Annotated in this window: 11 protein-coding genes; 7 read left to right on the plus strand and 4 right to left on the minus strand. The window is 68.3% G+C overall.

Annotation, left to right across the window (positions count from 1 at the left end):
• Nucleotides 1-487 precede the first annotated feature (487 nt).
• The 4 genes from ABZ312_RS33560 to ABZ312_RS33575 all read left to right on the plus strand — a co-directional run bounded on the left by ABZ312_RS33560 (nt 488) and on the right by ABZ312_RS33575 (nt 2562).
• The gene (locus ABZ312_RS33560) at nt 488-814 is read left to right on the plus strand and encodes a hypothetical protein (protein ID WP_500331017.1); all 327 of its coding nucleotides are present in this window, start codon (nt 488-490) and stop codon (nt 812-814) included.
• Nucleotides 815-880: 66 nt separating this feature from the next.
• Nucleotides 881-1012, plus strand: coding sequence for a helicase associated domain-containing protein (locus ABZ312_RS33565; RefSeq protein ID WP_500439399.1), 132 nt, complete (start codon nt 881-883; stop codon nt 1010-1012).
• A gap of 250 nt (nt 1013-1262) precedes the next feature.
• The gene (locus ABZ312_RS33570) at nt 1263-1694 is read left to right on the plus strand and encodes a helicase associated domain-containing protein (protein ID WP_500359375.1); all 432 of its coding nucleotides are present in this window, start codon (nt 1263-1265) and stop codon (nt 1692-1694) included.
• Nucleotides 1695-1989: 295 nt separating this feature from the next.
• Nucleotides 1990-2562: a GNAT family N-acetyltransferase gene (locus tag ABZ312_RS33575; RefSeq protein ID WP_500331020.1), complete on the plus strand. Its 573-nt coding sequence runs from the start codon at nt 1990-1992 to the stop codon at nt 2560-2562.
• Between the two features lie 441 nt (nt 2563-3003).
• Here the strand turns inward: ABZ312_RS33575 and ABZ312_RS33580 are convergent, their stop codons facing one another.
• A complete protein-coding gene (locus ABZ312_RS33580) occupies nt 3004-3819 on the minus strand; it encodes a copper resistance CopC family protein (protein WP_500439385.1) in 816 nt (271 codons plus the stop codon).
• A gap of 102 nt (nt 3820-3921) precedes the next feature.
• On the opposite strand from ABZ312_RS33580, the gene ABZ312_RS33585 reads away from it, so the two are divergent.
• Nucleotides 3922-4695 (plus strand): enoyl-CoA hydratase-related protein, encoded by a 774-nt coding sequence (locus ABZ312_RS33585; RefSeq protein ID WP_500331023.1) that lies wholly within the window; start codon nt 3922-3924, stop codon nt 4693-4695.
• A gap of 26 nt (nt 4696-4721) precedes the next feature.
• Nucleotides 4722-5876 carry an NAD(P)-binding domain-containing protein gene (locus tag ABZ312_RS33590; protein ID WP_500331024.1) on the plus strand — a complete coding sequence of 385 codons (1155 nt, stop codon included), beginning with the start codon at nt 4722-4724 and terminating at the stop codon, nt 5874-5876.
• A gap of 668 nt (nt 5877-6544) precedes the next feature.
• On the opposite strand, the gene ABZ312_RS33595 is transcribed toward ABZ312_RS33590, so the two are convergent.
• On the minus strand, nt 6545-6763 hold the full coding sequence (locus ABZ312_RS33595; protein WP_500331026.1) for a hypothetical protein: 219 nt from the start codon (nt 6761-6763) through the stop codon (nt 6545-6547).
• 973 nt (nt 6764-7736) lie between these two features.
• Here ABZ312_RS33595 and ABZ312_RS33600 point away from each other — a divergent pair.
• Nucleotides 7737-8309, plus strand: coding sequence for a MarR family winged helix-turn-helix transcriptional regulator (locus ABZ312_RS33600; RefSeq protein ID WP_500331029.1), 573 nt, complete (start codon nt 7737-7739; stop codon nt 8307-8309).
• Nucleotides 8310-9091: 782 nt separating this feature from the next.
• Here ABZ312_RS33600 and ABZ312_RS33605 read toward each other — a convergent pair.
• Together ABZ312_RS33605 and ABZ312_RS33610 are read right to left on the minus strand one after the other, a co-directional pair.
• Nucleotides 9092-10576, minus strand: coding sequence for a DHA2 family efflux MFS transporter permease subunit (locus ABZ312_RS33605; protein ID WP_500439386.1), 1485 nt, complete (start codon nt 10574-10576; stop codon nt 9092-9094).
• Nucleotides 10577-11119: 543 nt separating this feature from the next.
• A complete protein-coding gene (locus tag ABZ312_RS33610) occupies nt 11120-11701 on the minus strand; it encodes a TetR/AcrR family transcriptional regulator (RefSeq protein WP_500359380.1) in 582 nt (193 codons plus the stop codon).
• Nucleotides 11702-12276: the final 575 nt, after the last annotated feature.

Here is a 12276-nt window from a genome sequence, read left to right on the forward strand (position 1 = left end):
ACGGCGGCCCCTGATCACTGCGGGCCACCCGGTCCGGCGTCAGTCCCGTCGCCGTCCTGCAACCGCTCTGGCTTCGGAACTCCACCACCGCACCGTCCCTGCACACTGCAACTAGCTGTACTGCGGATACTGCTGACCGGCAGTTCGTCTCTGCCAGGCCCTCTGGTCCCTCTGGGCTACGAGAGAAACCATAACCACACCACCGTCCAATGTCTACTCCAGCCAACACAGATTTCTGCGTGTTCGACACTGAGGTAATCGGCTGCGAACGGGGACAACCGCGGGGCCGCCAGCGCCGGGTTGACGGGCCGCGGGCCTGGGCACAAGCACCCAGCGGGTGCACAGCCAGCCCCGGTTCTCACCGCTGGCCCCATGGCTTCGGGGACCTGGCCCTACGTCGTTCCCGCCCCTTTAGCCAGCAAGGGGGACTGGGTGCGCGGCCGAATAGGGGGCCGACATCGTCCAGACCGTCGGCCGGGCCCTGCGTATGCAGCCCGGCGAAGGCAATACGGCCTCCCTGGTCGTCCCGGTCTTCCTCAGCCCCGGCAAGGAGCCCGACGACATGGTCTCTTCCCGCTCCTACGAGGGCCTGACCAAGGCCCTGAGCGCACTGCGCGCACATGACACCGAGGCCGTCGAGCAGCTGGCCACCCCGCAGGCGGCCTCCCGGCGGCGGTCCGCCCCATCTGGGGCTGCCGGTGGAGGGCATGGCGCGGTGGGAGGCGTCAGTGCGCCGGCGAGTGGGCTGCTGTCGTTCTCTGCGCCGCGGGACCCTGCGCAGCTGGCGGCGTTCATCAGCCTGCGGGTGTTGTAGCCGGAGTCCGAGTTCTGGCGGCGCGGCCTGCAGGCAGCCCTCGCCTACCACGGCGACCACGGCGACCTGCGCGTCCCTTACGGACACCGCACTCCCGACGGTTTCCCCCTCGGTATGTGGATCACCCGCCAGCGCCAAGCCCACACCCGCAGCCTTCTCGACGCCGAACGGGTTCAGCAGTCGACGAGCTCGGCATGATCTGGAGCCACGGGGAGCTCGCCTTCACCGAGGGCCTGGCCGCTGCACGAGGCCGGGCCGCCGAACACGGTGATCTCCTCGCCCCACCGACGCCACCTGGCAGGGCTACCCCATCGGCCAATGGCTGAAGAACCAGCGCGCAGCAGCCCGCCGCAGCAGTGCAGCTGGTAGCCGGAAGGCCGCAGGGCTGAATCGCGACCGGCGGCAGGCACCCGAAGACATCGACCCCGCCTGGTGCCCCACCTGGCCCGTGGTGTGGCAACGCTGCTTCCACCTCGCCCGCACCTACCACACCGCCGGCGGCACACTCCCTGACCGGGACGCCCAGCTCGTCATCCAAGGCGAAGACATGGGCCGCTGGATCCACACTCAGCAAACCCAGTGGGACACCCTCACCACCGTCCAGCAATGGCTCCTGACCGAGATCCTCGGCATCACCACCGCTCCGGAGGAACGCACACCGGCCCTGAGGGCTGCAAAGCCGAAACGCACCCGGGCACAGATCTGGGCCGCCAACCTCACCGCCGCCCGCCAATACGCCCAACGGGAAGGACACCTCAACGTCCCCCGCCCCCACATCGAGACCATCGACGGCACCGAGCACCCTCTTGGCGTAGTCACGTTGATCGGGTGCATGCCCGAGGGCGTCGAGCCGGCGGTGGGTGAATTCCCCGCCTTCTGAACCAGGGGCGCTAGCGCGATGTCCGGCTCGGCCGAGGGCGGAGGACCGGTGAGCGCGCCGTCGGCAATACCAGCCGACCTGGTGAAGTGAACGGCGTACCTCCATCCGTCCGGAGTCCGGTACAGGACGAGACTGGTCAACGTCCCCCCCCGGCCGCCGTTTACTCGCCATGCCGGCGAGGGACTGCGCACTCGCCGCCCATGCGGCGCGTTCGGCGTCACCGGGACGTACGCGCCCCCGACCGTCCGGGTAATCGGATGGTCGAGGGCGAGCGTGACGCGACAGGATGCTCCGCATGACATTGCCCACCCCCGAGTTGCACACCGCTCGCCTGCGACTGCGGCCGTTCACCGACGCCGACGCTGCGCCGCTCTACGCGCTGCACAGCAGCACCCACGTGCTGCGTTACTGGGACTCCCCGCCGTGGACCGAACCGGCCCGCGCCCAGCGCTTCATCGCGACCTGCCGGATGATCGAGGAGGAAGGCACGGGAGCGCGGGTGGCCGTCGACCGCGTCTCCAACGGCGCGTTCATCGGCTGGTGCGGCCTGACCAGATGGAACCCGGACTTCCGCAGCGCGTCCCTGGGCTACGTCTTCGGCGCCGCCGCGTGGGGCCACGGCTACGCCACGGAGACCGCGCACGCCGTCCTGCGGTGGGCGTTCGACACCCTGGACCTGAACCGCGTCCAGGCCGAGACCGACACCCGCAACGTGGCGTCCGCCCGGGTCCTGGAGAAGCTCGGCTTCGTCCGCGAAGGCACCCTCCGCGAGGACTGCGTCGTCAACGGCGACGTCTCCGACTCCTGGGTCTTCGGCCTCCTCCGCCGCGAGTGGCACCCGACGAGCACGCCGACGGCCGGTCGATAGGACCGAGACTTGCCGGCTTTTCAGTCCACAACCTCCACCGAGGTCACCGTGACTCGCTCCGGCGAGCTCAACGTCTTGGCTTGCCCCACCGATCCCGCCCATCCGCGCCGCTGGAGCATGGAGCGCCAACATTCTCATCTGCGTACTCGGGTGCTGTCGCTTGTCGTGAACATCGAACAGGCTGCGGCCCGGGTGCCTTCCGAAGCACTGAATAACTGCTGTCGTCACCGGTGAGCGAAGCCACCACGCACCTCTGGCACTGTTCGCCCGTGTCCCCGGGCAAGTGCCCCGGCCTCGCATGGACAGGGCACTATCCAAACCGGCGTCTCTCCTTCGGCGTACCACTGGGCCGGTGCCCGGGGAAGTCGCGACCGATCTGGGGTGCACCAGCTGTCCACCAAGGTGTGGGGCGGCTCGATCATCCGCCGGAAGCGCACGAATTCATGGCCGGGGCGCGGAGTTGGGTCGCGTCCGGGTGCCACTGCTGCGGCGGCTGACGGGTGCCTTGGGCTGAGGTCTTCCACCGAGCCGGGGTACTCCTACGGGCGCGACGGGCTGGTGATGCGGGTCCTGGTGGCCCAGGACGCTCCCGAGCACACGCTTGGGGCGTCCGGAGGCGCCGCCGGGCGCGTTGCGGACAAGCTCAGCCGCGGAAAAGGGGCGGGCCGCGCGCCGGGACGGCACGCCCGCGCGGGACAGTCGGGCAATCTCCCGTCCACCGCCGTGGCACATATCCGGGCCGCGCAGCCCGGGAGCCCAAAGCAGGTGCGAGCGTCGGGGCAGGCTCGCCGCACCCGGCGGCCAAGCCCTGCCGTCTGCGCTCCCCTGCAGACGGCAGGTCTTCCCTTCGACGACCCAAGTGTTCCGCCAGACGCTGCTGACTGCGTTGCGGGCCGAGGAGGATGCGTGACCCATTCCCGTCCCCTGTTTCCAGGCGGCTTTGTGCCGCACCGGCCCGCTGCAGGCGCCGCCGACGAGGAGCAGCAGTCCGGCGTAGGCGCCGAAGCGGCCGGCGAGGTAGGCGTGTGCGACCGGTCCGGAGGAGGCGCTGCCGGTGCCGGAGGCGGACACCGAGGTGGTGGAGGTTGCGCCGATGGAGAAGGTGTAGGCGCCGGCCACGGGATGGCTGTCGGCGGAGACCACGTGGTAGGCGACGGTGTAGGTGCCGTGGGCCAGTGGATTGACGCGCCCCGCCCTGCACCCCTTCACCCCCGCGCAGGCCCGGGGCATCTCATCCAAGCTGGAACGATCGGTCATTCCAAATGTTAGGCCCCGATCACACCCTCCGCGCGAGACGCCGACTCGGCCACGCCTCGCCCATTCGGGATAGATCGCCAGAATCTACGATAAAATCATCTTGTGGCCGCATATGAGAATCTCGTCGTGGCCAGTCAAGGGGATTCCGTCTGGATCACCCTGAATCGGCCTGAACGCCGAAATGCCTTGAGCTGGGAGCTGCTTCGCGAGTTGCAGATGGCACTGACCGAGGTGGCGGGCTCTCCGGCGGTAGGGGTTGTTCTGGCGGCGAATGGACCGGTTTTCAGCGCCGGGCATGACTTCTCCGACGTGCTCGCACAGGACGCCAAGGGCATTCGGGAGCTGCTGCATCTGTGTACGGACGTCATGCGGCTTCTTCAGTCCGCACCGCAAGTGGTGGTGGCCAGAGTGCATGGTTTGGCCACGGCCGCAGGTTGTCAGCTCGTGGCATCGTGTGACCTGGCGGTGGCGGGTGAGTGTGCCGGATTTGCACTTCCCGGCGGCAAGGGGGGGTGGTTCTGCCACACGCCTGCCGTGCCGGTGGCCCGCTCCATCGGACGCAAGCGACTCATGGAGATGGCCCTCACCGGCGAGGTGATCGGTTCCCGTACCGCCCTGGAGTGGGGACTGGTCAATCGAGTGGTCCCCGACGGCGAACTGGACGAGGCGGTCGAGGAACTCCTCGCCCGGGCCAGTCGTGGCAGCGCGGCCAGCAAGGCGCTGGGGAAGCGAACCCTCTACGCACAGCTGGACCGTCCCGAATCCGACGCTTATGAGATCGCTTGCGAGGTCATGGCTGATGCCTCTCAGACCCCGGCAGCTCGCGAAGGCATTGCATCCTTCCTGGAGAAGAGGCCGCCGGTGTGGCCCGAGTGACGAATGAACGGAGCCCTGAGACGACGATGCAGGATTCCACGTCGGTGCCGATGCTCATCATCGGCGGGGGGCCGTTTGCGCTGTCGGCGGCCGCGCTCGCAGGTGACCGAGGCGTGGATGCGGTCGTGGTCGGACGGCCGATGGGGTTCTGGTCCGAGCACATGCCGCCGGGAATGCTGCTGCGTTCGGGCATCGACTGGCATCTGGACGCCACCGGCGTCTACACCCTGGAGGCCTATCTGCGGGAACGGGCCCTCTCGCCCAAAGAGGTTGATCCGATTCCCGTGGAGCTCTTTCGTGAGTATGCCGACTGGTTCCGCCGCGCCAAAGGCATCACCCTGAGGCAGGACCTGGTCACGCGCCTCACCCACCGGGACGGCACGTTTTACGCAGAGCTCGACAGCGGCGGGCGGATACGCGCCGATGTCGTGGTCGCCGCGGCGGGTATCAGCTACTTCACCCGACTACCCGATTGGGGCGGCTCGATCCCGTCGGGCCGCGCGTCCCACAGCTGTGACCTGGTCCGCTTCGATGCCCTGTCCGGGCAGCGTGTGCTCATCGTCGGAGGCCGACAGAGTGCGTATGAGTGGGCGGCTCTGATCGGTGAACACGGGGCGGCTCGCGTCGATGTGGTGCACCGCCATCCCATGCCCCGTTTCGCGTCGGTGAGTTGGACGTTCTTTGACGACTACCTTGAGGCCACGATGCGGGGTTCCGGATGGTGGCGCCGCTTGCCGGTTCCCGTACGGGAAGCAATCCTGGCGCGATGTTGGGAGGCCGGCCGCGGCACGCTGGAGCCGTGGCTGCCGGCGCGGCTCGATGCGGCCGACGTCCGGATCTGGCCGGAGACCGCAGTGGTCCTGGCGGAGCCGACAGTGGACGGCGGGCCGGTGCGGATCACGATGTCGAACACTGAGTCCTTGACCGTGGATCAGGTGATCTTCGCCACTGGATACGCGGTCGAACTGGCCCGCGTCCCGTTCCTGGCGGACCTGGTGGAACGCATCAAGATGCGAAATGGCTCTCCAGTGCTGGACGAAGCCCTCCAGAGCACCGTTCCTGGGCTGTATCTCACCGGCTTCTCCGCGGCGCAGGATTTCGGGCCGTTCTTCGGTTTCGTCAAGGCCGCTCCGGCATCCGCCGCCCTGATCATGCGCGACATGCTGGCACGTACGGGCTGAAGTGGCGCTCCAGTCTGCATCGAAGCTCACATGGGCCTGGGTCCATCTCGAACACGCATATGTGCGAGCCGGTGCCGCGTCGACGTTTCGCTGCGACCGTCGCCGACTGTGGGCCCACGGCTGGCCGACGACCGCAGAACCGCGAAACGCTTTGGTGACGGGTCAGTTGGGCGCGTTGGCGTTCTGCGTGGGAGCCGCGAACTCCTCGGGCCCCCCGCAAGGCCGGGCGGACACCGGCCGTGACCCCGGCTGGACTCTGTACCGGTCACGGTCCCGGTGGTAGGCCCAACGCTGGGGGCGGGGGCGGGGATTTCGGTAGGGGTGGGCCCGGTGCCGGCCGCACGCTTCGCTCCGTCAGCCAGACGCGGGCGGCGGGCGATGGGGCGGGGGCTGCGGTGGCGACTGGCAGAACGCGTCGATGGTGTCGGCCACTTTCAGCGCGTGCGCGGCACCGGCTTTCGCCGCCTCCCGGGCGGTACCGCCCATCTCTCAATTTTCACGGTCGATAACCGGGAGGGAGCGACAGGAGGTTAGCCCTGCTGGTGGGGCGGAGCGCTTCCCTTCGCATAGACGGCGTTGACGATGCCGTCCGGCTGGTCGTCAGTGGGCTTCAGCATCGTTGAGCTTCATCGATCTGTGAGAGCGCGGTTGAGACGCGCAGGGGGTGGTCAGGTGTCGTCGTCGGTGAGGAAGCCGCGCATCGGCACAGGCGGCAAGCCCTCGGAGAGCGCAGCCGCGTGACGGCGCAGGTCAGCCATGAAGTACGGGGTGAGCTGGGGGTGGTGGAGGACGGCTGCCAGGACCATGCGCTCGACGTGCTCGGCATAGAGCACAGGCCCGGGCGGGGGCTGATCAGGGTCGGACGTACCGACCAAGGTCTTGGGCATGTGCGCCTCACAGATGGCATGCGCGCCTCACAGATGGACGGAGAACGGTCTCGACAGCTACGAATGAGGCTGCTGGAGCGGCAGCGTCGACCGCAGGGGGATGCCGGTGGCCGCGCCTTCAGGCAGAGCGGCGGTTCCTAGGGATTGGGGGCCGGTCGCGGATGTACTGGCGGTGGCGCACTCGGGTCGAAGGGCTCCCATTCGGTGCGCGTGTGGTCCGCGGCCGCGTCATTGCCGGCGTGCGTGGAGCAGCGGTGCTTGTACCAGCACAGTTGCTCGGCATACGGCAGTCCGGTCAGATCGTAGACCCCCATCAGTTCCTGCGCGATCGGCAGGCGTCCGCCGCCGGTGCCAAGCAGTGGATCCCCTGGCTCCAGGCGCCACGTACCCGGCAGGGCACCTGGGTCCTGGACCGATAGAGGGCAGCGGCGGCGGCTGCGGGTGTGGGGCCCGGGTAGCGGGTGTAGAGCAGGCACACCATCGGCCGAACCGCCAAGCAGGGCGACGCAGGGGCTGACTCCTGCTCGGAACGAGGCGTGAACAAACCGGGTCCTGCCGCCGGCGCGCATTCAGACCCAACATACACCGCACCTCCGCCAGCAGCAGGCTCCGGTTGCCCGCCGGGCCGGCCGGGCACACGGCGTGATGTCGAACCCGGCACCAGGCGCTCCGTCCTGGCCGGAGTGGGCGGCGCCGGAGGAGACATGCCAGCGCTCCAGCAACGCCGCTGTCACGGAGCGCGGACCAGGCGTCTACCAGGTGAGGGCCTCCTACGTTGTCGATCGCGACGGGTGTTCTCGTAGATCCACTTCAGCTACATGAGCACGTCCGGTCTGTCGATCGGAGTTATGAGCGTTCACCTTTCCCGGCCGGGTGGTGCGCGCCTGTGCCGGGAATCGAAGAAGACCGTATGTCGCATCTGCACTCTATAGTGCAGACGAAACAAATGTCTTCGTCAACTAAAGTGGCCGCTGTGACTTCGCAGCGCAGCAACAGTGCAGAGGGCCCGGAAGCCGGGGTCCACATGGAGGACAACTTCGGCTTTGCCCTCGGTGTGGTCTTCCGCGCTTACGCCAAAGTCGTCGAGGCGGCCGTGGCCGAGATCCCCGGGGGCCCCCGCGGCTACTTCACGCTCATGGCTGCCCTCCAGGGCCACGCCAACAGCCAGCGGGCCTTGGCCAAACGACTAGGAATCGACCGCACGATCATGACGTATCTCCTGGACGACCTGGAGCGGGCTGACCTGGTGGAACGCAAGCCGGACCCCGCCGACCGCAGGAGTCGGCGCATCGTCGCCACCGAGCACGGAAGACAGCGCTGGGAGGAACTCAGCGGCCCGGTCGGCCTGGCCGAGCAGCAGCTCCTGGACGTTCTGCCCGAGGAGGCGCGGACCACATTCCGTACCTTGCTGCGCACCCTGGCCCACCACGTAAGCCCGGACGACCCCATGATGGGGCACTCCTCGCAGGCGGTCGCCGACGTCGATGTCTCCCAGAAACCCGACCGGCCGCCGGGTGGTCGCACGCGGCATCAATCCATCACCTGACTTCGCAAGGCGATGACACGTACCGGTGACCGCACGGGTTCGCAGGGTGGGGAGGCGGCCTCGGGCGTTACTCATCTCCTGGAGTACCACCCGGGAGTGGTGCGCTACCGGGATATGGCCGACGGCGCCGCACCGACAACCCCGCCGGAAACTGCGACCCCTGCCTCCTCACCGAGGGGCCAGCGTCACAGTAGGACGCATGGCAGCTGACACGCCAGATAGACGTTGGCCGGCTCGACCAGGCCCTTGGCTTCCGGGTCCCGCAGCTTGCAGAGCAAGACTTGATCCCCAGCAGACCGGCGAACGCGGCAAAGTCGTCGGTGAGTTGCTGGTCACCGGACCGGCAGGAGCCGACGGCTCCCTGGTTGTCCCAGACCAGCACCCACGGAACCGCCCCCAACTCGGTCAGCAGCCGCCAGTGCCCGGCGATCAAGTCGGCTCCGGACCGGGAAGGCATCATCCGCGCAGTGATCCACCGCCAATAGCCCGCGACCACCAACACCGGCGGCCGTCCGACCTGCCCGAAGCCCAGTCGGATGTCGGCGGGCGGGAACCACAGGTCGCAAAGACCGATCTCGCCCGGCTCATAAACCGTCCGCGAGCCGGATCCGGGCGATAGGCCGGCCGCAGATTCGGTTCCCGGCCCTGAGCACACCCAGGCCGGTCCCAGCCGATCCGCTCGGCAATCACCGTCGCCGGCATCTCCCACCACTGCTCGAGCGGTTCAAGAATCCGCAGCTCGACCGCATCCACGATCGCGCGCGGCCCCGGGTCTGTTCTCGTCACTCTGCGTGCTGGAGCTCCGAGGTCTCCGCGCTGCTGGCCGCGACCTTCGACTGGTGCTTCGGATTGCCGGCGTTGACGGCGAAGGACGCGACCAGTGCAGCGGCAGCGAGGAATCCGGTGCCCCACCAATAGGCCATGGAGTAGCCGTGCACCAGCGACAGGTTGGTGAGGGATGTGGAGCGGTGGTGGGAAGCGACGTATCCGGTGGTGGCGCTCGCGGCGATGGTGTTCAGCAGCGCGGTGCCGATGGAGCCGCCCATCTGCTGCGCGGTGTTGGTCATCGCGGAGGCGACTCCGACATCGCGGGGCTCGACACCGTGGGCTCCCAGGCTGAACGCGGGCATGAACGCCGTGCCGATTCCGACACCCACCACGATCTCGGCAACCGCGATGAAGCCGAACGAGGAATCGACGTCAAGCAGGGCGAGCAGCAGCACACCAGCGCCGGACACCGCGTAGCCGACACCCATCAGCAGGCCGGGCCGAACCCGGTGCGAGAGGCGGGCGCCGATCTGCGTAGAGCCGATAGCCTGCGCGGCGGCCATCGGGATAAAGGCCGCACCGCTCTGCACCGGCGAGTATCCCTTCACCAGCTGGAAGTAGTAGCTGAGGAAGAGGAACATCCCAAACATGGACATGACGGACAAAGCCAAGGAAAGATAGGAGCCCGCGCGGTTGCGTTCCGTGAGGACGCGCAGCGGCAGCAGCGGTGACTTCACCTTTGCCTCCAGCACGACGAAGGCCGCCAGCAGGAGGGCGGACAGGACGAACATGCCGATCGTCACACCGGCACCCCAGCCGTCGCTCTCCGCTTTGGCGAAGCCGAACACCAGGGCGACGGCACCGCCGCTGGCGAGGATGGCCCCCGGGACGTCCAGCCGTCCGCGGCCCATGTGCGCGCCGGCGTCACGGACGACGGCCAGGACGCCGATGATGCCGATGGCAGCGATGGGGAGGTTGATGTAGAACCCCCAGCGCCAGTCGGTGTACTCGGTGAACACGCCACCGAGCAGCAGGCCGAGGGCGCCGCCCGCGGTGGCGATGGCGCCGTAGATGCCGAAGGCCTTGGCACGCTCCTTGGCATCGGTGAACGCCAGCGAGATCAGCGCCAGGGCGGCGGGGGCGAGGAGCGCGCCGAAGACGCCCTGGAGGGCGCGGGCAGTCAGGAGCGTGGACAGGTTCTGCGCCGCGCCGCCGACGCCCGAGGCCAGGGCGAAGCCGACCAGCCCGATCACGAACACCCTCTTGCGGCCCCAGAGGTCGCCCAGGCGCCCGCCCAGAATGAGCAGACCTCCGAAGGCCAGGCCGTAGGCGGTGATGACCCATTGCCGGCCGCCGTCGGTGAAGTGGAGGTCATGCTGAGCAGACGGCAGAGCGATGTTCATGATCGCCCCGTCGAGGAAGACCATCAGCTGGGCTATGGCGATGAACAGCAGGGCCAACCAGCGCCGGGGGTCGGGATGGTGGACGTCTTGAGACATGACTGGCATTCCTTGAAGGTGTCGGTTGTCGGCCAGGCTCTTTCAGCCGGGCCGCGTGAGTGGAAGGTCTGCGCCGTGCCGGTGGTGCAGGCGCGCTCGATGGCGTAGGTCAGGCCCGGGACATGACATGACGTCGGGCGCCATCTTGATTCCGCCGGGCCGGGTCCGGGGCGAGCCGGGAGGCCATGCGGGCGTCGTTGCCGCACATGAGGTGACGGAGTTCGGCGGGCGCGTCGTGACCCCCGCACGACTCGGATACCCGGAGGAAGCGGACAACGGTGTCCGCGCCCTACACTCCGGCCAGGAGGCAATTGGCGGCTTGCATCAAAGGCTCTTCACGGTCGTTGCACGCGGCTGCGGCGGCCCGCGCCGAACCTTGTCGTACGTGCTGACGTCACGGCGAGATGGGGCCCAGTCCTGACCCCTCCGCCGAACCGGGCATCCCACCTCCATTCTAACACGAACGATCGTTAAATTAAGCGGGCAGGTAAATGCCCGGCTGTCGTGCGGTGACAGGACTGGTCGGCACCCGGCGCTGCGGAGTCAGCGAAGGCAGTTCAGGGCGACCTCCGCGGCCCGCGTCAGCGCGGCCCGATCAGGATTTATGGCCCCCATGACCCGCAAGCCCTGGAAGGTCATGGCGAGGAATCCGGCGAGGTCTGCGGCGCTCCGACCGGCCGGGATCTCGCCCCGCCCTTGCGCCTCGGCAATGACCTCGAAGAGTGTGAGCTCCAGCAGCTGCGTCGTTGCGCGAAGCCGCTCGGCCACCTGCGCATCGCTGTGCGCACGCTCCATCGCCGCCCCCACAATGAGGCATGACGCTTGGCCGGGACCGCAGGTCACTTCGTCGATCACCGCCGCGAAAGCCGCACGGATCGTCTCCCTCGCGTCACCGCCGGCGCGCAGCATCTCGATGAACGGTAGCGCGTAGCGCCGCCGGTACAAGTCCAGTGCAGCCAGGTAGAGACCTTCCTTGCTGCCGAAGGCCGCATAGATCGAACCACTGCCGATCTCCATGGCGTTCGCCAGGTCCCGCACGGAGGTGCCACCGTATCCGGTACGCCGGAACGCCTGCATCGCCGCGGTGACGGCGGCTTCGGTGTCGAACTCGCGAGTACGTGCCATAAACCTGACCGTACCTATTGATGGAACGTTCGGCAAATAAAGGTGGAGGTCTTGCGGCTGGTCATCGCCGACTGCTCCTGGACAGGTTTTGCGGGCACGGGTGGGGGGACATCTGGCCTTGAAGGCACGTCGTGCGACGTCATCCGGCGGTCGCCACCAGCGCGAGGCCTGTAGGGTCCTGCAGCGGGTCCTCCCGGCATGCGCGAAGGCCGGGGGTGATCTCTCGGGCCGCAGTCCTGTAGCGCCGTGCACTCCCCCAAGGCCAGCGGCCACCGCAGGCTGGGATGGCGCCGATGACCTCTCCGGCTTCAGGGCTGGATAGTGAGGCACCGCAGATGCGGGTGGTCCTGGCGTCCACGACGCCTACCGATCGAGCTCCCCGTCCACGGCGCGAACGCCGGCGACGGAGCGGATGAATCGGCCGTGCGCTCAGGCGGCAGGCGGGCAGGCCCGCTCGACCGCGGCACACGCCGCGTCCTTGGCAGCGGCGGGTATCGCCGGGTTCTGCTCAAGCCTGCCCGCGGCAAAGGTGCCGTCGATGAGCGGGGTCAGTTGGCCCCGGCGCATCAAAGCTA

The organism is Streptomyces sp. NPDC006207, assembly GCF_040613835.1.
Classification (GTDB): domain Bacteria; phylum Actinomycetota; class Actinomycetes; order Streptomycetales; family Streptomycetaceae; genus Actinacidiphila.